Annotated in this window: 22 protein-coding genes; 9 read left to right on the forward strand and 13 right to left on the reverse strand. The window is 61.6% G+C overall.

The features are described 5' to 3' along the window. The first annotated feature begins 29 nt into the window (after window positions 1-29). On the forward strand, window positions 30-989 hold the full coding sequence (locus C7S18_RS11470; RefSeq protein WP_106891697.1) for an AraC family transcriptional regulator: 960 nt from the start codon (window positions 30-32) through the stop codon (window positions 987-989). Window positions 990-1,002: 13 nt separating this feature from the next. Here C7S18_RS11470 and C7S18_RS11475 read toward each other — a convergent pair whose 3' ends face one another. The 10 genes from C7S18_RS11475 to C7S18_RS11520 form a co-directional block, all read right to left on the reverse strand. Further along, window positions 1,003-2,661 carry an acetolactate synthase large subunit gene (locus C7S18_RS11475; RefSeq protein WP_106891698.1) on the reverse strand — a complete coding sequence of 553 codons (1,659 nt, stop codon included), beginning with the start codon at window positions 2,659-2,661 and terminating at the stop codon, window positions 1,003-1,005. 359 nt (window positions 2,662-3,020) lie between these two features. After that, window positions 3,021-4,262 carry an L-lactate dehydrogenase gene (locus C7S18_RS11480; RefSeq protein WP_206207898.1) on the reverse strand — a complete coding sequence of 414 codons (1,242 nt, stop codon included), beginning with the start codon at window positions 4,260-4,262 and terminating at the stop codon, window positions 3,021-3,023. After that, complete coding sequence (locus C7S18_RS11485) at window positions 4,262-5,878, reverse strand: FAD-dependent oxidoreductase (protein ID WP_106891700.1); 1,617 nt, start codon at window positions 5,876-5,878, stop codon at window positions 4,262-4,264. The genes C7S18_RS11480 and C7S18_RS11485 overlap by 1 nt, the downstream gene beginning before the upstream one ends. An 839-nt stretch (window positions 5,879-6,717) precedes the next feature. Further along, a complete protein-coding gene (locus tag C7S18_RS11490) occupies window positions 6,718-7,449 on the reverse strand; it encodes an SGNH/GDSL hydrolase family protein (protein WP_106891701.1) in 732 nt (243 codons plus the stop codon). Between the two features lie 254 nt (window positions 7,450-7,703). Beyond that, window positions 7,704-8,720: an isocitrate dehydrogenase gene (locus C7S18_RS11495; RefSeq protein ID WP_106891702.1), complete on the reverse strand. Its 1,017-nt coding sequence runs from the start codon at window positions 8,718-8,720 to the stop codon at window positions 7,704-7,706. After that, window positions 8,717-9,103, reverse strand: a complete 387-nt coding sequence (locus tag C7S18_RS11500) for a carboxymuconolactone decarboxylase family protein (protein ID WP_106891703.1) — start codon at window positions 9,101-9,103, stop codon at window positions 8,717-8,719. The genes C7S18_RS11495 and C7S18_RS11500 overlap by 4 nt, the downstream gene beginning before the upstream one ends. Before the next feature lie 3 nt (window positions 9,104-9,106). Further along, window positions 9,107-9,364, reverse strand: coding sequence for a glutaredoxin 3 (gene grxC / locus C7S18_RS11505; protein ID WP_106891704.1), 258 nt, complete (start codon window positions 9,362-9,364; stop codon window positions 9,107-9,109). A gap of 19 nt (window positions 9,365-9,383) precedes the next feature. Beyond that, window positions 9,384-9,731, reverse strand: a complete 348-nt coding sequence (locus C7S18_RS11510) for a TusE/DsrC/DsvC family sulfur relay protein (RefSeq protein WP_106891705.1) — start codon at window positions 9,729-9,731, stop codon at window positions 9,384-9,386. Further along, complete coding sequence (locus C7S18_RS11515; protein WP_106891706.1) at window positions 9,715-9,981, reverse strand: hypothetical protein; 267 nt, start codon at window positions 9,979-9,981, stop codon at window positions 9,715-9,717. Before C7S18_RS11515 ends, C7S18_RS11510 begins: the two co-directional genes overlap by 17 nt. Next, window positions 9,978-10,331 (reverse strand): DsrE family protein, encoded by a 354-nt coding sequence (locus C7S18_RS11520; RefSeq protein ID WP_170113232.1) that lies wholly within the window; start codon window positions 10,329-10,331, stop codon window positions 9,978-9,980. Before C7S18_RS11520 ends, C7S18_RS11515 begins: the two co-directional genes overlap by 4 nt. A 139-nt stretch (window positions 10,332-10,470) precedes the next feature. On the opposite strand from C7S18_RS11520, the gene C7S18_RS11525 reads away from it, so the two are divergent. The 3 genes from C7S18_RS11525 to phoR all read left to right on the forward strand — a co-directional run bounded on the left by C7S18_RS11525 (window position 10,471) and on the right by phoR (window position 14,156). Further along, complete coding sequence (locus C7S18_RS11525) at window positions 10,471-11,982, forward strand: M48 family metalloprotease (protein ID WP_106891708.1); 1,512 nt, start codon at window positions 10,471-10,473, stop codon at window positions 11,980-11,982. A gap of 162 nt (window positions 11,983-12,144) precedes the next feature. Next, window positions 12,145-12,843, forward strand: coding sequence for a phosphate regulon transcriptional regulator PhoB (phoB, locus tag C7S18_RS11530; protein ID WP_106894005.1), 699 nt, complete (start codon window positions 12,145-12,147; stop codon window positions 12,841-12,843). Next, window positions 12,843-14,156 carry a phosphate regulon sensor histidine kinase PhoR gene (gene phoR / locus C7S18_RS11535; protein WP_106891709.1) on the forward strand — a complete coding sequence of 438 codons (1,314 nt, stop codon included), beginning with the start codon at window positions 12,843-12,845 and terminating at the stop codon, window positions 14,154-14,156. The genes phoB and phoR overlap by 1 nt, the downstream gene beginning before the upstream one ends. A 45-nt stretch (window positions 14,157-14,201) precedes the next feature. Here phoR and C7S18_RS11540 read toward each other — a convergent pair whose 3' ends face one another. Further along, a complete protein-coding gene (locus tag C7S18_RS11540) occupies window positions 14,202-14,900 on the reverse strand; it encodes a M15 family metallopeptidase (RefSeq protein ID WP_240623886.1) in 699 nt (232 codons plus the stop codon). A gap of 78 nt (window positions 14,901-14,978) precedes the next feature. Between C7S18_RS11540 and C7S18_RS11545 the strand changes: the two genes are divergently transcribed. From C7S18_RS11545 to C7S18_RS11560, 4 genes are read left to right on the forward strand one after another with little or no spacing between them, the layout of a single operon-like run. Beyond that, window positions 14,979-16,364 (forward strand): SH3 domain-containing protein, encoded by a 1,386-nt coding sequence (locus C7S18_RS11545; protein ID WP_106891710.1) that lies wholly within the window; start codon window positions 14,979-14,981, stop codon window positions 16,362-16,364. Beyond that, window positions 16,361-17,443 (forward strand): dipeptide epimerase, encoded by a 1,083-nt coding sequence (locus C7S18_RS11550; RefSeq protein WP_106891711.1) that lies wholly within the window; start codon window positions 16,361-16,363, stop codon window positions 17,441-17,443. The genes C7S18_RS11545 and C7S18_RS11550 overlap by 4 nt, the downstream gene beginning before the upstream one ends. A 32-nt stretch (window positions 17,444-17,475) precedes the next feature. Next, window positions 17,476-18,213, forward strand: a complete 738-nt coding sequence (locus tag C7S18_RS11555) for a L,D-transpeptidase family protein (RefSeq protein WP_240623887.1) — start codon at window positions 17,476-17,478, stop codon at window positions 18,211-18,213. After that, complete coding sequence (locus tag C7S18_RS11560) at window positions 18,210-19,490, forward strand: dicarboxylate/amino acid:cation symporter (RefSeq protein ID WP_240623888.1); 1,281 nt, start codon at window positions 18,210-18,212, stop codon at window positions 19,488-19,490. Before C7S18_RS11555 ends, C7S18_RS11560 begins: the two co-directional genes overlap by 4 nt. Before the next feature lie 43 nt (window positions 19,491-19,533). Here C7S18_RS11560 and C7S18_RS11565 read toward each other — a convergent pair whose 3' ends face one another. Continuing rightward, on the reverse strand, window positions 19,534-23,406 hold the full coding sequence (locus C7S18_RS11565; RefSeq protein WP_106891713.1) for a YhdP family protein: 3,873 nt from the start codon (window positions 23,404-23,406) through the stop codon (window positions 19,534-19,536). Between the two features lie 52 nt (window positions 23,407-23,458). After that, window positions 23,459-24,934, reverse strand: coding sequence for a ribonuclease G (gene rng, locus C7S18_RS11570; protein WP_106891714.1), 1,476 nt, complete (start codon window positions 24,932-24,934; stop codon window positions 23,459-23,461). A 252-nt stretch (window positions 24,935-25,186) separates the two neighbouring features. On the opposite strand from rng, the gene metX reads away from it, so the two are divergent. Further along, entirely contained in the window at window positions 25,187-26,275 is a 1,089-nt protein-coding gene (gene metX, locus C7S18_RS11575; RefSeq protein ID WP_106891715.1) for a homoserine O-acetyltransferase MetX, read from the forward strand. The last annotated feature ends 2 nt before the right edge of the window (window positions 26,276-26,277 follow it).

The raw sequence follows: 26,277 nt of genomic DNA on the forward strand, positions 1-26,277 counted from the left end.
TCCGCCCTTTCGGATGATTGACTAATCACATGGACCTTTTGACCGACCTGTTGCAGCAAGCGGGTTTGCGCCGACGACCCTTGAATTTGCGCGCGCTGGCACCGGGCATGGCCCTGCGATTCCCGTGCCCCAAGAGCCTGGGGCTGCACGCGCTGCTTCGCGGACAGGTCTACGTCCACGCGCCGGATCTAGGCGAGCCCATTCGGATGCAGGCTGGCGATGCGCTGGTGATGGCGCGCGGCGTGACTCACACGTTGAGTCTGGACGCCAAGCCTCCCGACCCAGAGACTGAAACGGCCGTCTGCTCGGTGCTCGATTCGCCCGAGCACGCCTTCGATCCCAATGCTGACACGCAACTACTGAGTGGCGCCTATCAATTCTGGAACGAGCCGTTGCATCCATTTCTGCGCGATCTGCCGGCTTGGTCGGTGATTCGCAAAGACAGCCTGACCGCCTTGTCACCGTTGCCGCTAACGCTTGGATTGCTCGATCGCGAATTGCGCGCGCCAGCGCTCGGCGTCGCGGCCGTGACGAATGGCCTGATGGATGCCCTGTTTTCGTTCGCCTTGCGTGAACTCAGCGAACGCCTGGGCCAGTCACAAAGCGGTTGGCATGCAGCCGTGCGGGATGCACCCATTCGCACCGTCTTGGCGCGCATGCATGAAGACCCGGCGCATGCGTGGACGCTGGAAGAATTGGCGCGCGCTGCGGGCTTGTCTCGAACTGTTTTGGCCGAGCGCTTTCGGACGGCGCTCGGCGATACGCCCCTGAATCACTTGCGAACCCTACGCATGCAGAGGGCGATGCATCTGCTCAGTACGACTGAGCACGCATTGGAGCGGATCGCCGGACTCGTCGGCTACCAAGATGCGTTCGGCTTCTCGAAGGTGTTCAAGCGCTGCACAGGCATGGCACCCAGACAGTTTCGTGAGCAGGACCGGCAATCACAACAAGATCCATGGCGCTTTCAAAGCGCCGTGACCGCATGATGGCGGCGCTGGATCATGGCGCCAGTTTGCGTTTCAACGCGCGCGCCAATGGCGCCGGCAGTTTCGGAAGTGCCCTCAAAAGATGCGGCAGAATGGCGCGTTTTGCACCAGACAAGGACTCCGGCACGACCGCTTCGATCAGGTGAGGCCCTGGATGCGCGAGTGCGTATTCGAACGCCTTGACGAAATCTTCGGCCGTGTCGGCCCGCGTGCCATGCACGCCCATGCCTTGCGCCAATCGTGCGAATTCCAGGTTCGGACCATTGAGGTCCAATTGCGAGCGCGCTTTGTCGCCAATCCGCTCCGCGCCAACACGCTCCAACTCCACATTGAGCACGGAGTACGAACGGTTGTTGAAGATGATGGCGGTGACGTTCAGATGCTCGCGGGCCATCGTCCACAAGGCTTGGATCGTGTACATCGCGGTGCCGTCGCCAATCAAGGCAATGACGGGGCGATCGGGGCAAGCAATCGCGGCACCAATCGCATTCGGCAAACCTTGACCAATGGCGCCACCGGTCAGAGTGATCAGGTCATGGCGCGGCGCACCAGCCGTCATCATCGGCAACATCAAGCCTGAGGTGATCGCCTCGTCGACGATGATCGCGCGCTCAGGCAGCAAATGACCGACGGCTTTGCAGACTTTCTCCGCAGTCAAACGACCGCGTGGCCGGCCTGGGCGACCAGCAGGCTGCAAGACGGGCGTCGTGCTGCCCGCCCCTGTGGCATCGACCACGGCTTGCAGGCTGCCTGCCACATCCTCGTCTGGTTTCGCAAGCACATGCACATTGCACGTCTTCGGCACGAGTTCGCTCGCCTTGCCGGGATACGCAAAGAACGACACGGGGGGCTTGGCATCGACCAGAATGAGATCATCGAGCCCATTCAATTGCACACCCGCGAGCTCGGCGAGATACGCAATACGCTCCACCGTCGGCAGACCGGCGCCGCGTTCGAGCCGAGTCGGAAATACTTCGGCCAAGACCTTGATCCCGTGCTTGGCAGCAAGTTTCGCAGACGCGAGCAACGCTGGTTCGCGCAAGGCTCGGCAACCCAGCAACAGGGCCACTTTGCGACCCGATTGCAGCACTTTCGCGATCGCTTGAACGGTGTCTGCGCTGGCGAGTTTCGGGGCAGGCAATGGCGGCGGCGGTGCGGCCACGCCACCGTCGCCCCACGACACATCGGCTGGCAGAATCAGCGTGGCGACTTGCCCCGGATAGCCGCGCGCGGCCGCAATGGCATCGGCCGTATCGCGACCCAGTTCAGCTGTCGCCTTTGACGTGCGCACAAAGCCAGGCGAGACGTTGCGAGCGACGGTTTCGATATCCGACTGCAGCTGCGCATCGAGCGGCACATGGTAGGTCGCATGATCGCCCACGATGTTGACGATCGGCACTTTGCCCTTGCGCGCGTTGTGCAGATTTGCGAGGCCGTTGCCAAGTCCGCAGCCGAGGTGCAGCAGCGTTGCTGCCGGCTTGTCGGCCATGCGCGCATAGCCATCGGCAGCGCCGGTTGCCACCCCTTCAAACAGCGCGAGCACAGCGCGCATCTTGGGTTCGTCATCGAGTGCCGCGACAAAGTGCATTTCGCTCGTGCCGGGATTGCTGAAACAGACCTCGACACCAGCATCGACCAACGTTTTCATCAGGGCTTGGGCGCCATTGGGCATCGTGGTCTCCAGTTATCTGTTTGGGAGGGTCTGAATAAGTCCATCCTGGACTTTCAGACCCGCACTGAGTCCGGCACATGTCCGGACTCAGTGCTCCAGAATCAATCACTTACGTGCTTGATCCTGGGCGGGCCATCCATGGCCAGTATTTGCTGGTCTGAATAAGTCCATCCTGGACTTTCAGACCCGCACTGAGTCCGGCACATGTCCGGACTCAGTGCTCCAGAATCAATCACTTACGTGCTTGATCCTGGGCGGGCCATCCATGGCCAGTATTTGCTGGTCTGAATAAGTCCATCCTGGACTTTCAGACCCGCACTGAGTCCGGCACATGTCCGGACTCAGTGCTCCAGAATCAATCACTTACGTGCTTGATCCTGGGCGGGCCATCCATGGCCCGCATCGCCTCTGAACTTGTTCAGAGGCTCCTTTGGTTGGCCGATCTGCGCCTGGACGCTCGTATCCAGACACGCCGGGCCAATGTCAGCAAGCCGGCGCACGCCGGTCAAGGCCATCGCGACTTGCAGTTCCTTTTGCCAGCGACCAAGCAAGGTGTGCAACGCGGACTCGCCGCCCGCGGCTAAGGCGAACACCCATGGTCGGCCGATCATCACTGCCTTGGCGCCGAGCGCGAGCGCCCGGAACACATCAATGCCACTACGCACGCCACCATCCACCAGCACATCGAGCTTGCTGCCGCAGGTCCGGGCAATGTCGGGCAGCGCCAAAGCCGTTGCCCGCACACCATCCAATTGGCGACCACCGTGGTTCGACACGATGAGCCCGTCAGCGCCCAGCTTCGCGGCCTGCTCGGCGTCCTCAACATCGAGAATCCCTTTCAGGATCAACTTACCAGGCCAACGCTCGCGGAGTCGCGCGATGTCGTCCCAGGTCACGGTCGGGTCGAACTGTGCATCGATCCAACTGCGGAACGCTTCGAAATCGCCAGCAGCCGGGCCGTGACCCGCGAGATTCGCAAAGCTCAGCGGCTTGCCTCGTAGGGCAACATCGACGATCCAACGCGGCCGACGCAGGACCTGACTGACCCGTAACAACTTGGGACCGAGACCGGGTGTCGCAACGCCATTACGCACATCGCGATGACGCGAGCCAGCCAGCGGCAAGTCAACCGTGAACACCAAAGTCTGCACACCGGACGCGGCAACACGGCGCAGAATCGCATCCACCACACTGCGATCACGCAACATGTAGAGCTGGAACCAATTCAGCATCGCGCCCGCTGCGGCGACTTCCTCGATGCCACAAATGCCGACGGTGGACAGCGTGAACGGCACGCCGCGCGCGTTTGCCGCCCGCACGGCCTGCACTTCGCCGCGCCGCGCGGACATGCCACCCAGTCCGATGGGCGCAAGCACGAGCGGCATCGCCAGGGTTTGGCCAGCAACCCTGGCGTCTGTTTCGATCTGGTCGACATTGACGAGCACGCGCTGACGCAGCAGGACTTGTTGCCACGCGGACGTGTTCGCGCGGAGCGTTTGCTCCTCACCCGCGCCGCCATCGATGTAGTCAAACAGAAAACCCGGCAGACGCCGTTTGGCGCGTTCGCGATAGTCGGCAACGGTAGCGGGAAATTGGCCCATCAGCGCTCACCCTTGCAGATCGCCCGTGCCGCGGCGCGGGCGGTCAGCACACAACCCGGCAAGAACGTGCCTTCGAGCGACCGCTTGCCCGCCGCATTGCCACCACCGAAACCGGCGGCTTCGCCAACGCAGTAAAGGCCAGCAATCGGTTGCGCGTTCTGATCGAGCACCTGAGAATTGAGGTCGGTGCGCAAACCACCGAGGCTTTTCCGCGTGATCAGCTGCATGCGGATCGCAATGAACGGCCCGGCGCCTTGCTTTTGCAGTGGCGCGGGGGCGCAAGTGCGCAATCGATCCGAACCCCATTGCCGGGCATGCAAAATGCGGCGAATCTGATCGTCGTTTTCCACCTTGTTGCCGAGTGCGAAATTCGCATCGTATGCATCGGCGGTGGCTTGCAGAACGGCGGGATCAACATCGTGACTGCACGTCAGCGCATTCATCTTCGCCGCAAGGCCGCCGAGCGTGTCATCCACAATAAAGTCGGGGCTTTCCTTTTGCATTTGCCGAACGAGTCGGTGATTGCCGAGGAACGTTTCCTTCAAGAGTTGCAAGAACTGCCGATCGCGAATGCGTTGGTTGTGCTCGGCGCCCGAGATCGCGAATTCCTTTGCGGCGATCCGCCAGTTCAGCAGTTGCCAGGTCCAAGGCTTTTCCTGCTCAGCCACACGGTGGCAGAGCCAAGTTGTATCGAAGCCCGTGACCAGCGGCTCCGGCCCAATGCGGCGGCCGCGGTGATCGAGCCAGAGTGCGGACTTGCACGGAATCGTCGATAGGCCATGGCCGTCGAAATGGGGAAAAGGGTGCGGAAATCCGGCCGCGTAGTTCCACATTTCGCCCGCTGCAATGATCTGGGCACCGAGTATGTCAGCGGCGTGATGATGCAACTTGCCGTCGGCGAACGGATGCGCGCCATTGAGCATGCGCGCGGGCATGGGCCGATCTCTTGGCCAATTCGCGCGGCATTCGTCGTGATGCCCGTTGATGCCGCCCATCGCGAGCACAACGGTGTCTGCCTTGAGGTGCACTTCGTTGTCGTTTTGCTCATCGATCGCGATCGCGCCATCGACGCGCGCGCCCGATTGCGTCACGCTCGTGACGCGATGTTGGTGCAGAATCGTGAGCCGATTGCCGGTGTTGGCAGCGCGCAAATTCGCGATTAGCGTCCGCAGTAGTTGGCGCGACGTGCCCCAGACAATGTGGTAACGCGGCACGCTGTTGCCGTCGCCGAATCGACCCCGCTCCACCCAGTTGACGGCGGGCAGGAAGGTTACGCCCTCGCCTTTCAACCAGTCATAAATGTCGGCGCGGGAACGCTCGACGTAGCGCTTCGCCCAAGCCAGGGACCATGTGTCGGATGGGTGAAGTTCGCCAAATGACAACCAGTCGCGCAATGCGCGCTCAGGTGTATCGGGAATCCGCAATCGCGCTTGTTCCGGCGTGCCCACCAGCGCCATGCCGCCAAAGGCCCAGAGCCCGAGTCCGCCAAGGCGATCCGGCGTGTCGCGGTCCACCAGGATCACGCGTTTCCCGTTGCGTAGACACTCCAGCGCCGTGACGATTCCGGCCAAACCGCCGCCAATCACCAGGACATCTGCAAGCTGTGTGGCACTCATCCGGATTGCTCCCTCCATCCCATTGCTGCCAAATCGGCCAGTTTTCAGGCCTGAGCTGCCGATTGAACCACAGAGTGTTGGCGGCTTTCGATCTGGTATGGATTGTTTCGGGGTTTGATGTTGCGAATGGGCCGGGTGAGGGGCCGTTGCAGCGATTCATCGTGCTTCGTGGGTTGGCTTCTTTTGCCGCCATCAGCAAGATTAGCCTGGATCCCGGAATCCGCTTCGCGGCTTCCAGGATGACGACAATAGGGGCGGGCTGTTCGAGGCGCCGGACCTTCAGGCCCGAATCAAGCTTGCGGCATCACCGTTCGCGGCTGAAGCCGCTCCCACAAACACCACCGCCTCGAACCATCCTTGCCGCAAGATCACCTACTGCTTGTAGGAGGGCCTTCAGGCCCGAACCAATCTTGCGGCATCGCCGTTCGCGGCTGAAGCCGCCCCCACAAAATCCATCGCTCCCACAAAAACCATCGCTACCACAAGAACCATCGCTCCAAACCAAACTCGCGGCAAGGTCAGCCAATGCTTGTGGGAGGGCCTTCAGGCCCGAATCAAGCTTGCCGAGGTCCGTTCGCGGCTGAAGCCGCTCCCACAAAAACCATCGCCTCGAACCATGCTTGCGGCAAGATTCCCTACTGCTTGTAGGAGGGCCTTCAGGCCCGAACCAATCTTGCGGCATCACCGTTCGCGGCTGAAGCCGCTCCCACAAAAACCATCGCCTCGAACCATGCTTGCGGCAAGATTCCCTACTGCTTGTAGGAGGGCCTTCAGGCCCGAACCAAGCTTGCGGCATCACCGTTCGCGGCTGAAGCCGCAGCTCCGACAAAAACCCCGATTCAGGCACTGCCGCGCCGTCGACACGCATCGGCCAGGGCCTCCGCCATCGCCGCACCAAAACCGCTATAGCCGGCCTCAGACGGGTGATAGCCATCATCCGAAAACATCGCCGGATCTGGGCTGAAGCGCATCGGCAGATAGACGCGTCGTGGGTCTTCGGCAACAACGACGCGGGCGATACGATCGAAGGACTCGGCCCGATAGCCAAACAACGCACGCAGCGGTTCTGGCAGTAGCGGAAAAGCATGGAATGGCGGAATGCCAGCCACACCAATGACCGCTTCGGGCGCGCGCGCAGACAGGTCGCGCAACAACGCATGCAGAGATCGTCGCCAGCGCGGCCCGGTATACAGACCGGTCAGGTCATTGACACCAACCGATACGACGATCAGGTCTACCGGTGAGTCCGGCCACTTGGGCAGCAGTTGCGCGCGGACTTCCTCCGACGTCGCTCCGCTTAATCCCAGTGTTTGCCAGCACACGCCGCGACCGAGTTGCGCGGCGAGATGCTGCGCCGTCTGCCCCACCAGCGCGTGTGGTAGTTCCTTGACGCCAACACCGGCAATGATGGAATCCCCGATGCCGAGCAACCGCAGCGGGCGCTCACCGGGAATGTCGCCATGGATGGGACCACCTGCAGGCGCAAACCGTGGCGCCGTCCGGCGCACATAAAGCGCCTGCGGCAGCACCCAAGGGAACGCCGACCAGAACGCAAACTCACGGGCCAGCATGGACGGCACCTGAGTTCGAAGGCAACGAAATGGACAGTAACTTCATGTTTGGCAGTTCGCCCCAAGCATCAATACGGCGTACAAATTGCCGCGAACCGCAGCAACGGTCAAGCTAGGGAACCTCTGAACAAGTTCAGCGGCGATGCGGGCCATCTGCCGGACTCAATCCCGGTCTGAACGTCCAGGATGGACCGATTCAGACCCGCCCTCAGTAAATCGGCAGGCAAGGTCATCGCCTGCCGACTGAAGCGTGGTCAAGGGCTATTTTTGACCCGCTCGATGATCGCATCGGCAAACGTGCTCGTGCTGCCCGTGCCACCCAGATCCGGCGTCACGCGGTCGCGCGCCGCCATGGTGTCGCGGATCGCCTGGCGCAAGCGCGTGGCCTTGTCTGGCATGCCGATGTGTTCAAGCATCTGGCCGGCGCCGAGCAGCAGCGCACACGGATTCGCAATGCCCTTGCCAGCAATGTCGGGCGCCGAACCATGCACGGCCTCGAAAATCGCCGCGTCCGTACCAATGTTGGCGCCCGGCGCCAAGCCGAGGCCGCCGACGAGACCAGCGCAGAGGTCGGAAATGATGTCGCCGAACAAATTCGTCGTGACGATCACGTCGAACTGCTCAGGGCGCATCACCAACTGCATGCAGCAGTTGTCGACGATCATCTCGTTGCTGGTGATTTCCGGATAGTCCTTGGCGATGTCGCGAGCCACGCTCAGGAACAATCCCGACGTGGTCTTCATGATGTTCGCCTTGTGCACGATCGTCACCTTCTTGCGACCGAGTCGACGCGCCATGTCGTAGGCGTAACGAACGATACGCTCGGAGCCGCGACGCGACACGCGGATCAGCGACTGCGCTTGCTGGCCATCCGGCGACAGCGTCTGACCTTCGGAGCCATAGGCGCCTTCGGTGTTCTCGCGGACCGTAATCAGATCGATGTTGTCGTAGCGCGCCTTGGTGTTCGGAAACGTGATCGCCGGGCGCAAGTTGGCATACAAGTCAAAGCGCTTCCGGAGCTCGACGTTGATCGACGTGAAGCCCTCTCCGACCGGCGTGGTCAGCGGCCCCTTCAATGCCACACGATGCTTGCCGATGGCTGCCATAGTGGCGGCCGGCAGCAGTTCGCCGTGCTTTTCCAGCGCAGTCATGCCGGCATCGACAAAGTCGTAATTGAGACCAGCGTCGAGGGCGTCAAGAACGCGCAGGGACGCATCGGAAATTTCCGGGCCGATGCCGTCGCCGCGAATCACGGCAATCGTATGAGTCATGACTGTGCTCCATGTTGTGCACAGGCGTCACTGCTTGTGCTTTGTTGTTCGAGTTGGTCCAGAAAATCGACCGCGCGGCGCAGATGCGGAATGACGATCGAGCCACCGACGACGAGACCGACGCTGAAGATCTCAAAGAACTCATCGCGCGTGACGCCGACCTCTTTGCATTGGGCGACGTGGTAGCTGATGCAGTCGTCACAACGCAGCACCATCGACGCGACCAGTCCCAGCATCTCTTTGGTCTTGACGTCCAGCGCCCCGGCCTTGTACGTCTGCGTGTCGAGCGCGAAAAACCGGCGCACCACTTGATTGTCTTCGGCCAGAATGCGCTCGTTCATGCGCTTTCTGAAGTCGGTGAACTGCTTGACGCGGTCGTCCATGAATTATTCCTTGATCAGCAAAGCGTCGAGGCCACCCGATCGGTCGAGAGTGACCAGATCGTCATAGCCACCGACATGGTGGTCGTTGATAAAAATCTGCGGCACGCTGCGCCGCTGGGTGCGGGTGATCATCTCGCGCATGCGCTCGTGGTCCCGATCGACTCGGACTTCCTCGTAGTTCAAGCCGCGGCTGACCAAATAGTTCTTCGCTGCCACGCAGTAGGGGCAGATCGCAGTGGTGTACATCAGCACGCGGTTCAAGCAGGGCCTCGGGAGTCAGTCAAATACAGGACACAGGTTTGGGCAGACCGGCATAACGGCAAGCTTGTTTCGCTGGCCCATCCGGAAACAATCGATACAAGTATCGGCTGGAAGCGGCCTCCGGGCCAAGCCTCTGGCCAACTTCTTTAACCAGAAGGCGCATCGGCGGCGCCACTTCGAACGCCGCATAGTATTCACGCAGCAGATGAATGATCTGCCAATGGGCGGGGCCGAGCGTCAGGCCTTCAGCACTGGCCATCTGATCGGCCACGGCGGCGTCCCAAGCTTCCCAGTCAAGCAGGTAGCCGCGGGCATCCAGACCCAGCCGGCGGCCATCGGGCAGGACCAGCTCAGAAACGGAAGACATGCGTATAGCCGTCCATCGTCTGGTCGTGCGCCTGCACATGGATTGCATTGAGCCCGTGGTGCTGGAGCGCGGCGATCTGCTTCTGTACACGGGTTGCATCCGGACTGCCGCAGTCGAGCATCGCCTGCACGGCTTCCCCGATGATTAGATCAAACGAATGTTCGAACGACAATCCTGCGAGCGTGAAGTCCAGCAGCCACACCCAGCGCTCATGAGTCCATTCCGGCAAATACACGGCGAATCGTTTCATGGGGACAAGCTTGCAACGGCGTCGAGATCATGCAGCAGGTCAAACCACTGCCCCAGACTGCCGACGGACAGCGGGAGCTCAGGACTGACGGCGATCCCAAGCTTTTCCAACGCGGTCTGGCATACCAAGGTGCTGCCGCCCGCGTCGCGACATGCTTGCAGCAGCGCGGCATAGGCAGCGCGATCGGCTGCTGCCACCTGCAGAAGATCGGCCGCGCGGGCGGCGTCACCATACAAAAACAGCACGCGCAACGGGCCCGCCGACTGATGCAAGTCCGCGCACGCAGCAATCAATGCCGGTACGAATCCCGCATCCGGGCCACGTTGGACGAACAATCCTGCGCGATTCAAGGCAATTCTCGGTCGGGTGGAGGGCTCTGGCACCAGCACGACTCACACAACAGTCGGCTAACGCCATTTCCGTTACGCTCCAGACTTGAACTTCCCGGTGCCGAACCGGTCATATTCCCTGTCTCTTGCGTGTCAAACCATGAAGTTTAGCAAGCCATCGCTGATCGCACTGTTGCTTTTTCTGAACTTGGCTCACGCCACCGACATCAGCCTGCCCGAAATGGGCTCGTCGGCGGCCGAAGTGCTGACCCCCGAAGAAGAAGACCGGTATGGCCGGCAGATGTTCTACGAGTACCGCCGGCTCGGCTACGTGGTCGACGACCCGATTCTGGCGGACTACATCGAGACCCTCGGCTATCGTCTGGTCGCCCACAGCGAACGGCCGGAGCAGAACTTCACGTTTTTCATTGTCCGCTCGAACGACATCAATGCATTTGCGGCTCCGGGTGGCTTTGTCGGCGTCAACGCCGGCCTGATGTATGTCGCGCAGCGTGAGGACGAGCTGGCCGCGGTGATGGGCCACGAAGTCGCGCACGTTACGCAGCGCCATCTCGTGCGCGCCTACGAGAAAATGCAGAAATCGACCATTCCGATTGCGCTGGCCATGCTCGGCGCGCTCGTTGCCACCCGCAATACCAGTGGCGATGCCACCGAGGCCATCTTGGCGTCCGGCATCGGTGCCATGCAGCAGCAGCAGATCAATTTCACGCGCCACAATGAATTCGAGGCCGATCGGATCGGCATCGGCATCTTGTACCGGACCGGGTTTGCACCAGTGGCCGCGGCCGACTTCTTCAAGCGACTGGCCAACGAAACCCGCGCCAATGGCGAGGGCCCACCGCCTTACCTGCGAACGCACCCGGTCACGATTACCCGCGTCTCCGAAGCCCATGAGCGCGCTGAAAAGCTCGTCACCGAAGAGCCGGTTGTCGCGTCGCTCTACAAGCCCGACGACGCAAAGTTCAATTTGATGAAGCACCGGGCCCGAGTGTTGTCGAGCGACGCGCCAAGCATCCTGGTCGCCGACTACCAGCGGGAATTGAAACAGAGCAAGCCGGCGCAGCGTGAGGCGCTGGAATATGGTCTGGGTCTGGCACTGTCGCGTGCCGCCATGCACGCAGAGGCTGTCAGCCTGCTGAAGAAGCTGCTGGATCGGCATCCAGACCATCTCACGTACCTGATCTCCCTTGCCCAAGCGGAAGTGGCCGCCGGGCAACACCAGGCTGCGGCAGCACGGCTGTTGCCGCTGTTGAATGATTACCCGGATTCAGCACCGTTGAAGATCGCCTATGCCGAAGCGCTGATCGCCAGTACGAAGACGGACCAGGGACGTCTGGCCGCCGAAACGCTGCGCCCGCTGATCAACAAACGTGGCTGGGACCCAACGCTGCAGTTGACGTTTGCGCGCGCCAACGAACTGGCCGGCGACGAGGACCGGGCTTTGGAGGCCCATGCCGAAGTGGCGCTGTATACCGGCCGACCATTTGATGCGATGGAGCAGCTGAAGCGCCTGTTGGACCGACCGAGCGTCAGTTATTACCAGCGCGCCCGGGTCGAGGCCCGAATTGCTGAAATCACCCCATACATTTTGGAACTCGAGCGGCGCCGGATCCACCCGGAAACCGAGCAGCGCCTGGGATTGGCGCGGTAATCGTCCCGGCCCAGACGGCATGGTTCCCCAACCATCGGCCGCAAAATGACTGCAAATTGGCACCTCATCGTCAAAATCCCGTCATCGATCTGACGGGTTTGTCATGGATCGGCAACAATCGGTGGGTTCAATGTCAGGCAATCCGATTGCCACCGAATGGTCATGTTGAAGCAAATTCTGATCGTTGAAGACGAAACCGCCATCCGCGACATGGTCGCGATGGCGATCTCACGTGCCGGCATGTCGCCCGTGCACGCCGCCGACGTGCGCCAGGCGCAATCTGCCATCGCCGAAAAGGTCCCGGACTTGATTCTGCTGGACTGGATGCTGCCCGGCACAAGCGGCATCGACTTTGCACGGCGTCTACGCCGGGACGAGATGACCCGCGATGTGCCCATCATCATGCTGACCGCACGCGGCGAGGAAGACGACCGCGTCGGCGGGCTTGAGGCGGGTGTCGACGACTATGTCGTGAAACCCTTCTCGGCACGCGAGCTGATTGCGCGCATCAAGTCCGTCATGCGCCGGGTCAGCGGTGAGGGACAAGATGGCTCGGTCGAATTTGGCGGCTTGCGAATCGATGGCCCTGCGCATCGAGTATTTGCGGGCGAGCAGCCCGTCAGCATTGGTCCGACTGAATACCGTCTGCTGTATTTCCTGATGACGCATCCGGAGCGTGTGTATTCGCGCGCCCAACTGCTCGATCACATCTGGGGCGGCAGCACGTACGTCGAAGAACGCACGGTGGATGTGCACATCCGCCGCCTGCGGAAGACGCTGGAGCCGTTCCAGAGAGAAGACCTCGTCCAGACCGTACGCGGTTCGGGCTATCGTTTTTCAGCCACGCCGCCGCTGCCCTGATGCCCCGTTCCTTGTCCACCAGCTTGCGTGCGCATGCCTGGCAAGTGTCGCTTGGACGCTTGCTGCTGTTGCTGCTGATTGCGCTGGTCTTCGGCCTGGTCGTCGGCCAAGTCCTGATTTGCTTTCTGGTCGCACTCGCCGCCTACGGCCTCTGGATGCTCTGGTCGCTGGCGCAACTGCAGCGCTGGCTGGGCTCGCGAACGCGCGAGGCGCCGCCGTTTGAGCAAGGCGTGTGGTCCGAGATCGCCTCTTTCATTCAATCCCGGCATCAATCCATGCGTCAACGGCAACGTCGTCTGGTCCGCCTGCTGCGCGCCTATCGCTCCGCTGCGACCGCCCTGCCCGATGGCATCATCGTGCTCAGCCCTCTGCAACAAGTTGTCTGGGCGAACCCCGCGGCAGAGGGCCTGCTCGGCTTCCGGTTGAGCAAGGCCCGCGGGCAACCGGTGTTGAACCTGCTGACCGAACCGGTGATGCGCGAATGGCTGCTCGGGCAACCGCAGCAGGAGCCGTTGATCGACGTGCAGACAGCCGCCGATCGTGACAAGCGTCTGTCGATGCGCTTGGTGCCGTATCAGGACGACCACGCGATGCTGATCGTCCGAGACATCAGCCTCCTGATGAAGTTGGAGCAGGTGCGTCGGGATTTTGTCGCAAACGTATCGCACGAGTTGCGCACGCCATTGACGGTGATCCACGGCTACTTGGACATGATCGAAACCGATGAGCACCCGAGCATCGCCACGATGATCGAGGAGATGCATCGACAATCCAAACGCATGGCGCAAGTGGTTGAGGACTTGCTCACGCTGTCGCGACTGGACGCCACCGAAGCCGCTGGCGATGAGCCAGTCAGCATGACGGCGATGATGGCGACGCTGAAGCGCGAAGCCGAAGCGCTATCAAAGGGGCAGCACCAGATTCAGGTCGACAATCTGTGTCAGGCCGACCTGCACGGTTCGATGAAAGACTTGCACAGTGCGTTTTCGAATCTCATTGCCAACGCCGTACGCTATACGCCGACCGGCGGCAGCATCACGGTGCGCTGGCAGCTCAAGGATCAGGGTGCCTGCTTCAGTGTGCAGGATACGGGCTTCGGGATTCCTGCCGAACACATTCCGCGCCTGACCGAGCGCTTCTATCGCGTGTCGACCAGCCGCTCGCGGGAAAAGGGTGGCACCGGCCTCGGCCTGTCAATCGTCAAGCACGTGTTGAACCTCCATCAGGCGAAGCTCAATATTGAGAGTCAGGTCGGCGTGGGCAGCATGTTCTCGTGCTGTTTCCCAGCGGAGCGCCTGCGCCCGCGCGACTAGCCGGGCGCTGCCGCGTGTCGCGCCACGCGACGTCGCACGTAGGCGTCACTGCACGGGTTCATCGCGCGCCGGACCCGGGTGCTCCGGGTCATTCAACGTGAAGTGCCACCATTCCAACGGATAGTTCCGAAACCCTGCTGCGGCCATCGCATCGACCAGCGCTTGCCGATTCGTTCGAGACTGGGCCGAAACCTTGTCGGAATCGGTATTCGCAAGGGGGTCAAAGAAGTCGAAGGGCGTGCCGAAATCGAGCATCGTGCACGTATTGATGTCGTCGACCGACTGACACGTCATGATCGCAAGATCGACCGTGTCCGCCCGACTGTGCCCGGATTGCTCGGCAATGTAATCGGGCACCAGCACAGACTTGTCGAGATTCGGATAATAGGCAGGTTTTGTGGCCTGATCGTCCAGATCACGCGCCCAGCGCATGAAGTGCGCGACGGCACGCTTGGGTCGGTAGCAATCGAAGATCAGCAAGCGCTTCGATTCGGCGCGAAGACGGCGCTCGACGGCTGCCAATGCGTTGGCGACCGGCGCTTGCAACAGGCACTTGTTCGCCTCATAGCCGTCTATCCGCGTCCCCACGAAATTGTTGGTGCCGAAATACCGCATGTCGACATGAAGGTCTGGCACGAGCGACTGCACATCCACCAACGGCGTCAGTGCGGGAGTGACCGGCTTTGACCGGTGCGTACAAGCCACTAAGGTCAGACCGGCCAGCAGCATCAGAAGCGTGCGCATCGTGGCACCTGGTTCGTTGCGGCAAAGCCTGAGTGTATCGGGCTCACGCTCAACAGCGGAGGTTGCTACCATCGGGTCATGCCTGCTCTGAATGCCGTTTCGCACCGGTTGCGGTGCGTCTTACTATGGTCGCTGCTGTGCCTGGCTCCAAGCAGCCGGGCCGCATTGCCTTGGACCATCGACGCACACCACCTCGACGCAGGATTCTGGATTGCGCAGAATGCTGGCGCCGACGACGTGCTGTTGCCGCGGGATCAGATCAGCGCATTCAACCGACGACAGTTCGCCGGCGACCGCAGTTTGCGGGACCTGCACCAATTGCCCGAACAGATCGATGGCGACACCCTTCGCACCCAGATTGCCAGCTTCAGTCAAGACCCGAGTACGCGCGTGCTGGCTTCCGGCAAGCCGCCCAGCAAGTCGCTGCGTCGTCGCTGGCAGAAGGACCTGAACCTTAGCGCGATCGCCAAACATGTGCCCGTTGCATGGGGACTGGTGACCACACGCGCCGATCTACGCACACTGCCGACCGATACCGCGTTGTTCAGCACGCAAGGCAGCACCGATCTGGATCGGTTGCAGGAGTCGGCCTTGTTCCCAGGTGACGCGGTGGCGATTCTGCATCACTCTCGCGACCGGCAATGGGCGTTCGTGCAGAGCGATCGCTACGCGGCCTGGATGCATCAGGACCAACTCGCCGTGGGTGATCGGCAGACGGTTCTTGGCTTTGCGACAAGCGAACCGGCGCGCTGGATTCTGGCAGCCACTGCCGAGTCCAGCTTCGATCCCGAGATCGCGCACGGTCTACGTTTGGACATGGGCGTACGCCTGCCATGGGTCGCCGACTGGCCGATGGACCAAGCTGTATCAGGCCAGTTGCCACTGGCGCATTGGGTGCTCCAGGCGCCAATGCGTGGTGCGGCGGGTCGTCTCGTGATTCGCCCGATCTTGTTGCCGAAGTCGATCGCGAGTGCCACCGAACCCTTGGCCTACTCGCGTGCGAATTTGCTGCGCCAGGGCTTTCGGTTTCTGGGCGAGCGTTACGGTTGGGGCCATGACGATGGTGGCCGCGATTGCTCTGGGCTGATCGCCGAAATCTATCGGAGTGTCGGCATCGTCATGCCGCGCAATACGGGTGATCAGGCACGCAGTCTGGCGTTTGCGCGGACCGAACTGCCGGCAACCATGAATCACTCAGATCGGCTCCAGGCACTCGGCGCCTTGCAGCCTGGGGATCGGCTCTACATGCCCGGACACGTGATGATGCTGGTTGGTCAGCGCGACGGCGAGTTCTACGTACTCCACGATGCCCATACGGCCAGGGTGCAAGATTTAGCTGGCAACCGCCGCGATCTCACGTTTCGCGGGGTCGTGGTGACCCCGCTCTCGCCGCTACTTAGCGAAGATGGGCGCTCCTGGATCGACTTGTTGACCGTCCTCCAAACTGCGACGCCTGCGCCATGATCATCACTGCCTGCCACTTGACCCGCATCCGTGCGCCGTTGATCACACCGTTCAAGACGGCGCTGCGCACCGTGCAGCAAGTGGACGATATCGCCGTCATACTCGACACGGATGTGGGCATTCAGGGCTATGGGTCCGCGCCGGCCACGGCAGCGATTACCGGCGATACCCATGGTTCGATTGTGGCCGCCATCACGGAGCATCTGGCGCCGCGATTGATTGGCCGATCGATCGCCTGCTTGCACGAACTGCTGCAGGCCAACGACGCCGCGATTGCCCACAACAACAATGCCAAAGCAGCGATCGATATGGCGCTGCACGATCTCTGGGCGACGTTTCTGGCGCAACCGCTATGTGTCGCTTTGGGCGGCCAGCCTAGTGTGTTGGAAACGAATTTGACGATCAGTCTGAATGCACCGGACGCCATGCTGGCCGATGCCGCGGCGGCCGTGGCCCGGGGGTTTCGAGCCCTGAAGATCAAGCTCGGCGGCGATCCTGCGAGCGACCTCGCCCGCGTCCGCCACCTGCACGCGCATCTGGATGGTCAGGTGGAATTACGATTGGATGCCAACCAAGCCTGGAACGCGCGGCAAACCGTGCAGATCCTTCGTGCGCTGGAGCAGGATGGCATCCAGCCAGCCTGGATCGAACAACCGGTCCCCGCAGCGGATATCGCGGGTCTACGCCACATTCGTGAGCACGTCGCGACACCCGTGATGGTTGATGAGAGTGTGTTTGATCTTCGGCAGTTGCTGCGCGTGTTGGAGCTGCAAGCGGCTGATCTTGTGAACCTGAAGTTGATGAAGGCCGGCGGCATTCGAAACACGCTGATGCTCGCTGATCTGTGTCGCCAATTCGGCGTCCCCTGCCAGATCGGCTGCATGCTCGAATCCGCGCTCGGCGTCAGCGCCGCGGCGCATGTCGCGGCCGCGCGTCGCGATGTCATCCGCTTTATCGATCTCGATGCTGCGGCGCTGTGTCTGGAGCCGGGCATCGTGCTCGATACGCGCTTTGAACACGCGCTGATTCACGTCAATCACACACCGGGACTCGGTGTCCGGGAACTACTCGAACCATGATCCAAATGCGTAGGGTTTGGTGTTTGGCTGCAATGGCACTGCTATGCAGCGTATTGACTTCAGGACTCGCGCGCGCCGCCGCGACGATTCCGTCCTGGCAGACTGGCCAGCAACTAATTACCGTCGTGCCCGCTGAATGGAACGCCAAAAGCGCGACGCTGCAGCGCTTTGAAAAGCGGCGCTTCGGTTGGCGTCGCGTCGGCCCGGCGATCCCCGTGCAACTCGGCAAGAACGGCAGCGCGTGGGGCATTGGTCTCCATCGCGGTGACGCTGGCGTGCCGGAAAAAATGGAAGGCGATGGCAAGGCACCCGCCGGGCTGTTCTCGATCGGGTTCGCGTTTGGTGCCGACGCCACTGCCGAGACCGGCCTGCCATATCAGCCGATGGACGCCAGCGACTGGTGCATCGACGTGCCGGGCTCGCCCTACTACAACCAGATCGTCGACCAGAACAACGTGGGCGCCGAAGCCATAAAGGGCAGCTCGGAGCCCATGCGCCGCGATCTGCATCTGGGCGACGATCTTTATCGCCGCGGCTTTCTGATCAGCCACAATCTGGAAGGCGCAGACCGCCGCGGCAGCTGCATCTTCGCGCATCGTTGGCGGGCGCCTGATCGCCCCACAGCCGGCTGCACAGCGATGGCTGCGTCGGATCTCGATGCCGTGCTCAGGTGGTTGGACGCCACACGTGAGCCGCGTTTTCTACTCTTGCCCACACCTCAATATCAGGCGCTCAAACGCGCCTGGAAGCTACCTCGGAGTCTGCCTTGAAATTGAATCTGTCCGCGCCTTGGCGCATTCTGCTGGGCTTGCTTGCTGGGTTGCTGATTGGTCTGTTGAGCCCAAGCATTGGCGCTGAATGGTCGAGCAATCTCGCCGCAGGCGCCAAAGTCTTTGGTGGGCTGTGGCTCGCCGGTTTGCAGATGACGATCGTGCCGTTGGTCGTCTGCATGCTGATTGTCGGGGTGAACTCGGCCACGAATGCCGCGACATCCGGGCGCGTGGCGCGCAAGGCGATGCTGTGGTTTCTGTTGCTGCTGACGCTCGCCAGCAGCTACGCCGCGTTGCTCGCACCCGTGTTCCTCAGCTTTTTTGAGCCGTCGGAAGCGTTGATCAATGCGCTGCGGGCTGGCAGCACGCCGCCCGCGCCGCCTTCTGGCCTGCTGCTCTGGCTGCAGCAGCTCGTGCCGACGAATGCGATCAAGGCCGCTGCCGAGGGCAGCATCGTGCCGCTGGTCGTCTTTGCGTTGTGCTTTGCGTTTGCCTTGAATCGTATCGAGGCGAAGCGTCGCGCCATGCTGGTCGAGTTCTGCCAAGCGATTGCCGACACGATGATCGTCATCGTCAATGGGGTGCTATGGCTCGCACCGATTGGCGTTGCGTGTCTGATTCTGCCCGTTGCAGCCGAGGCTGGTGCCGCCGTGCTGGGCGCGCTCGGCATCTACATCGCGATGCTGTGCTGTTTGTATCTTGGCATCATCATCGCGCTGTACGCGTACGTGCGCCTCGGTGGCGGTGAAACGCTGAGTCGCTACGCACCGGCCATTCTGCCAGCGCAAATGGTCGCAGCGAGCACGCAATCGTCGCTCGCCAGTCTGCCGGCCATGATGGATGCCAGCGGCAAGACACTCGGGTATCCGGCCAACGTCGTGGGCTTGGTGTTGCCAATGGCCGTATCCTTGTTCCGGATCACCAGCCCTGTGCAATACATGGCCGTCGCGACCTTCATCGCCTGGGCGTTCGGCATCGACCTCGCGCTGGCGCCGCTGATCCTCGCAACGCTGCTCGCCGTCGTCATTAGCATCGGCTCGGTCGGCTTGCCCGGGCAAGCGATTTTCATGGGCACGAATCTGCCCGTCACGCATTCGCTTGGTTTGCCGGTCGAACCACTCGGTCTGTTGCTCGCAGTGGATCTCGTACCCGACATGTTTGCGACGGTCGCGAATGTCAGTGGTGATTTGGCGGTGACCTCGCGCGTTGCCCGCACCACCCAACCAGAGGGCGGCATTGCTGACCTCGTACGTGATTTGGAACCGACAAAACGTTGAATGGGTCGATTCTAAGACCGCACGATGAACGGTGTGAGAGGGCTCAGCCCTGATCAGCTGGCCCGACTGGCTCGGGCTTCGGCACTTGGGCCGGCTTACTGGGAGATTTCGACTTCGACAACAAGGTGATCTTCGGATCGTCCCACGTGCCTTGCACCTGGTAGGTGGCCGAAGCCATCGCATCGAGCGGCTTCTTCAACACGCCTTGTGCGAGCACGCCGGCCAACGCGCCGACTGGCCCTGCGGCCACCGCACCGACGACCGGCAGGGTGCCGCCCACGCGCGGGCGCACTTCCATGATCTGATCGTAGTCATGCGCAGCGAGACCAGCGCGTCCGCGCACGCGAATTTCGGCAGAGGGGCTTTGGATATTCAGATCATCGGTGTACGCATCGCCGTCCTTCAGCTGAAAGCCGGCCTTGATGGAATCAAAGGCCATCCCTTTCTCGAAGAAGTCACGAAAATCGAGCGTGAGTCGACGTGGGATGGCGCCGAAGTTGACCAATCCGAATAGTCGTCCGGCGCCTGGGTCGACGTCGAGAATGCGCCCGGGGCCGACTTCTCCCGTCAGCGCGCCATCCATGCGATCAAGCTTGAACTGCGCTGGTGAACCCACCCAATCGCCGTTCAAGCGCGCAACGGTCTGGCCGCCATCGACAAGCCCCGCATAGCCGAGCGTGCCGAGCATCTTGCCGAGGTCCTCGCTGCTGAACGTGATGTCGAGACCACTGCGCTCGCCTTCGGCCGTCAGTCGCCACCAACCGCCACCGCGTATGGTCAACTGCGGACTGCGTGTATCGAACTGTTCAATCTGCAGGCCGAGTTCATCCGGCCGCGCTTCGATACGCGCCTCGCCGAACTGGGAGTCCCCGAGTCGCAGGTCCTGGACCCAGATGTGCAAGGGCGGTAGCGTTTTTGGATCCAGCGTGGGCGCCTGCGGGCCACCTGCAACGACTGGGGTCGCCATCGCTTCGGGCCAATGCAGCCGATCAAAGCGCGCCGTCACGCCACGCCGTTCGCGCTCGCTGTTCGGCAGCAGGAAGTTGCCTTCGATCGATGGGCCGGAGAAGTCGAGCCGCAAGGAATCGTCCTGACGACTGACCTGCAATCTCGTGTCGAGCATGGCCCGCCCGAGCAAGTTGAGTTCGGCCGCCTGCACGTCCATATTGATCGGCATGGGCTCGCTGGCCGCGCCCGTGTCGGATGGATCACGAGCGGTCAATGCCGAAATCAGCGATGCCCAACTCCCGAGGTCCACGGCGGGCACATTGCCGGACACTTCGAGCCCTTGTTCGGGCAACACCGGCGGCAACGCACTGCCCAACTGGATGGCCCCACCAAATGGCCGGCTCGGACTCTTGAGGTGCGCCGTCATGTACAGAAGATGCCCCAACTGCAGCGACACATTACTGCCTTCGACCGGCAAGTCCATGGCAAGCGTCAGCGGCATCGCCGTTTCGGCGTCCTTTCGTAGCGGTGCGGGCAGCGCCAACGCAATCCCTTTCAGGTCCGATTGCATACTGAGGCGCTTCCGGCCCAACTGGCCTTCTTCGGCGCGATCCACACTCAGGCTCAGATCCCAATCCGTTTTGCCTGGCACCAAGGGCCAGAACCGCTGCAGCGTCGGGAAGCCGCTCATCGCTGAACTCGCCGGGAAATTGCCTTGCAGATTGGCCTCGGCCACCAAGCGTTCGGGATCGGAGACGAATGTGCCAGCGGCAATGCTCAGTTGTCCCAAGTCCTCGCCCACCAGTACATGCAAGGCATCGGCACTGAAGCCGCTTTCGGAAAACCGAATCGTGCCGTACGCCTGACCGAAGCTGAGCTGCCATTTGTCGTCAGCCAGGTCGGCCTGGCGCAGCCGCACGCGACCATCCACCTGGTGCTCACCGAGATCTTTGCGCAGCGGAATTCGCATCGAGACCTCCACTTCGCCCACGCCACCGACTCGAAGGCCAGCCATCTGCTCGCCGTATTTGAGCGCCAACGGACTCTGCCGCATCAGGGCGAGCAAGTTTTCGCCATCTCCCACCGCCTTGGTGTCGAGCGTCAATACGGGATCTTTCATGCTGGCAATCGTGCTCAGCCCGTCGAACACGCGATTGCCCAGCACATCGGCTTCGATCAGATTCACCACCATCGATTTGTTGATGAAGCGGGCCGTGGCCTGTTTCAACATGCCGTCGGGCCAGTTTTCGGCGTAATGGAGATCGACGTCGGCAACGTGGGCGACCGCTTCAAAGCGACCTTCATCGTTGAAGAATGGCCAATCGCTCGGATGGCCGCGAAACACCGCATAGCCATGTTCGATGCGACCGCGTTTCAGGCCATCATTCAACCATTGCACCGTCTTGGCCGGCATCGTGTTCAGTGGCCAGAAGTCTTTCGCCGCAACGATGTCGCTTGGAAACACTTCAATGCCCAAGTCCAGCAACGGAGTTTCGCCACTGACCAGATCAATTGCCGCATGGCCAGCCAGCGAGAATCCTTCGCCGTCAAGCCGCAGCGGCCAAGCCTCTACCCGGTAATTGTCCGCCTCGCGGATCAGCGCGACCCGAAGCTCCTGGATATTGACCGGCACGCGGCGCCCAAACACGTGAGGGTAATCGATCGCGCTGGCCGTGTTCGGGTCGAGTTCAAAGAACACGGCACCACCGTCGCCATGAATACTGCCCGCGAGCGATTCGAGCGCAGGCGATTGGCGCGTGGCCGACATGCCCAACGACGTGGCGCGCGCGGAAATCGCTTGCAGGTTCCCATCGTCGGCAAAAAGCGATACGCCCGTCAGCACGCCTTGTGGACTCGCTTCAAACAGCCAACCCGCAAGCTTCGGCGAGACCGAATCGAGCAGCGTCGCCAGGCGGGCGAACCGCCCCACTTGGATCTGGTCGGCCACCAGTTGCCAGCGCTCGCCCAAACGCTGCAGATTGAGCCGGGTCAGCGCCTCAGGGTGATCCAGATCGTCGCCTTCCAGCAGCGCCAGTTCGTCCATGCCATCGCGAAAGCGGTACTCCACCGATCCGGCCGAGCTCGCGAGGCTCATGCGCGGCTCGATGCTCAGCTCAGGCGGCATCTGCACCGGACGGAGCCCGGCGAGTTCGAGATCCTTGAGTTGCCACTCGATGCGGCTGTGCGCCAACCGTTGCGCACGCAATGTGAGCCACACGGCAAGGTTGCCCTCACCTTTGCGAATTCGAATGCCGCCGAGGTTCAACCCTTCGGTCCAGACCGCCGCATCAAACTTCTTGGCTTCGATGTAGCAGTCGATCCGATTCCAGCGCTGCTGACCCTCGCAGCGAAAGAGCAAGGGCGCCACGTCCTGATTCAGGGTCAGGCGACCGCGGACGACGCTGCTCGTGCCACCGGGCAGGACATCGAGGTCGATGTCCTGAATCCGCACACTGTGGCCACGGAGGTCATCTCGAATATTGAGGCTGGAGCGCATGATGCGGACGCTGCCGAGCCGATCGAGTTCGCTGAAGTCTCTAACTTTCTGTTCCTGCTCGCTGCGCCATTGCAGGAGCTGCCATTGACCGGTCAGATCGCGCTGCACATCGATCGCAAGCCCGATGATCCGCAATTCCTGCCAAGACGCCCCGCGCTTGAACGGCGCATAGAAATCGATCTTCAGCTCGGCCGTCGGAATACGCAATGGCTCGCCGGCATCACGGGCGCCGATCCGCAAGTCCTCTATGATGAAAATCGGACCGTTGGTCTCCCAATTGCCACGGAGCGTGCCAATCTCCACTTCGCGTTGCAGCCGCTCTTCGAGCATGGCCTCGACCCGTTCCGGATGATCCAGCACCCAAGGAAACGCCAGCCCAGCGAGACCCATGAAGGCCGCGCCCAGAATGAGCAGTCCAGCCAGGGTGCCGTAGATCAGGAACCGGAGTCGACGGGTACGCAGCCGCTTCATTGCCAACGGCTCGCAGTCGTCAATTCAAGCTGGACCGGGTCAAACAAGCGCATCACAGCAGCACGACGTCGTATTGCTCTTGTGGGTACTGGTCTTCGGACTGGAAGCGGATGGTTTTCTTGATGAACTCCTCAAGCTCGGCCACCGCAGCAGACTCTTCGTCCAAGATCCGGGACACCACTTTCGGGGCCGCCAGCACCAGCAGCTTTTCGCAGTCGAACTGCCGCACCGCACGGGTAATTTCGCGAAAAATCTCGTAGCAAACGGTTTCGGCCGTCTTCAACGAACCGCGACCGATACAGGCGGGACACGGCTCGCACAATTGGCGTTCAAGACTCTCGGTCGTGCGCTTTCTGGTCATTTCGACGAGACCAAGCGGCGACATGTCATACACCGTGGTCTTGGCGTGATCGCGGGCCAGCGCCTTTTCCAATTGCCGCAGCACTTGGCGCTTGTGTTCCTCGTCGACCATGTCGATGAAGTCGATGATGATGATGCCACCGATGTTCCGTACGCGCAGTTGCCGGGCCACCGCCTGCGCCGCTTCGAGGTTCGTGCGGTAGACCGTTTCCTCGAGATTCCGCGTGCCGAGAAATCCGCCCGTGTTGACATCGACCGTGGTCATCGCCTCGGTCTGATCCACGATGAGGTGACCGCCAGACTTCAGTGGCACCTCCTTCTTCAGGGCGCGCTGAATTTCGTCCTCGACACCATACAAATCAAAGATTGGTCGTTCGCCCGGATAATGCTCGATCCGGTCAACCATCGTGGGCATGAACTGATTGACGAACTTGAGCGTGCGCTCGAACGTCTCGCGGGAGTCGATCCGGACCTTCTCGATGTTGGCACGCATCAGATCGCGCACGGAGCGCAGCGGCAACGACAAATCTTCGTAAACGCAGTCGCCCACGCGGGCGTTTTGAAACCGCGCACTGACGGCGCGCCACACACGCTTCAGGTAGGCAACGTCATCGGCCAGCGATTCCGCCGGCAAACCTTCGGCATTGGTCCGGACGATGTAGCCATGTTCGCGCTCCGGTTCCATCATCAGCACCGCATCGCGCAGGCGCGCCCGCTCGGCCTCGTCTTCGATCCGCGCCGACACGCCAACGGTCTTGCTGCTTGCAAGCAACACCAAGTAGCGGGAAGGCAGCGACAGATGCGTCGTGAGCCGCGCGCCTTTGCTGCCGATCGGGTCTTTGATCACCTGCACGATGATGTCCTGCCCCTCGTGCACGAGTTCGTTGATCGGCGGCACCACGCTCGGCTGAACGTCGGCGCCTTCCAACTCGGCGTCGGGCTTTCGCAAGATGTCGGACGCGTGCAAAAACGCGGCGCGCTCTTGGCCAATTTCGACAAACGCCGCCTGCATACCGGGCATCACCCGTTGCACCCGGCCTTTGTAGACATTCCCGAAGTAGCCGCGCTTGGAGGTGCGCTCGACATAAACCTCCTGCAACATGCCATTTTCGATCAATGCCACCCGCGTTTCGCGCGGGGTCACGTTAATCAGAATTTCCTCACTCACAATGAACCCTTTCAATTCTCCGAAAGACTTATAGCCCGAGCCACCTGAATCGCGCTACCCGCCAGTGGCCAATGTGCGCAATTCTGTGGCATTGGCGCCACCGGTTCAGCGGCGGTTGGGCCCCTCATCAGGGTCCCAAATCCTTGTTCCGGCATGACGAAACAACGAATTCGCCCAAGCTTTGCGCTGTCAAGCATTGCGGCCGGCAAAAGCCAGCCGATAAGCTCGCAGCCTTGATCTTCATTTCCTGTTATGTCGGCCACCCGCTTCTTTGAATTACCGTCACCATTTGTGCTCCGCCGGGGCGGCAGCCTCGCCGGGGCACGCCTGGCCTATGAGACCTGGGGCGAGCTGAACCCAGCGGGCGACAATGCCATTCTGATCCTGACTGGCCTTTCCCCCAGCGCCCATGCGGCCGCCGGGCGGGACGACCCCAGCCCCGGCTGGTGGGAGGCCATGATCGGCGTTGGCAAGGCAATCGACACGCGTCGATTCTTTGTGATCTGCGTGAACTCGTTGGGGAGCTGCAAGGGCTCGACCGGCGCGGCGTCGCCCCATCCGGACGACCACCTGCCCTATCGCCTGAGATTTCCCGATATCTGCCTCGAAGACGTTGCGCAGTCGGCGCAACTGCTCGTTGCAGGGCTTGGCATTCGCCAGCTCAAGGCGCTGATTGGTCCATCCATGGGCGGCATGAGCGCCCTCGCCTACGGCGTCATGTTTCCGGGCCAGGCGCCAAACATGGTGTTGATCTCGACAGCGCCCCATTCGTTGCCTTTTGCGACCGCCATTCGCTCGCTGCAGCGCGAGTGCATCCGCCGCGACCCTCGTTGGCTCGACGGCAATTACGCGTCAGATTCTTGGCCCGAGGACGGCTTCCGGCTGGCTCGCAAGCTTGGCATGGTCACGTATCGTTCGGCCCAGGAGTGGCGTGGCCGCTTCGGCAGAAAGCGGGTTTCGCAGCCATCGACGCAGGCTTTTGGTCGCGAATTCGAAGTCGAGGCCTATCTGGATGCCCACGCCGATCGGTTCGTCGGCAGTTTTGATCCGAATTGCTACCTGTATCTGTCGCGCGCCATGGATTGGTTCGATCTGGCCGATCACGGCGGTGCGGTGGACATCGCACTGGCCAAGATGCAAGTCCGCCGGGCCCTGGTGATCGGTGTGCCGTCCGACATCCTGTTTCCGATCGAGCAACAGCGGGAGATCGCAGAAGGGCTCCGGAGCGCCGGTGGCGTGGTGGATTTCTATGCCCTGCCCAGTATCCAGGGCCACGATTCGTTTCTCGTCGATTTTGAACGATTTGCACCACCTGTCGCAGATTTCCTGGGCTGTTTGTAAGA

The sequence above is a fragment of the Ahniella affigens genome, assembly GCF_003015185.1.
Taxonomy (GTDB): domain Bacteria; phylum Pseudomonadota; class Gammaproteobacteria; order Xanthomonadales; family Ahniellaceae; genus Ahniella; species Ahniella affigens.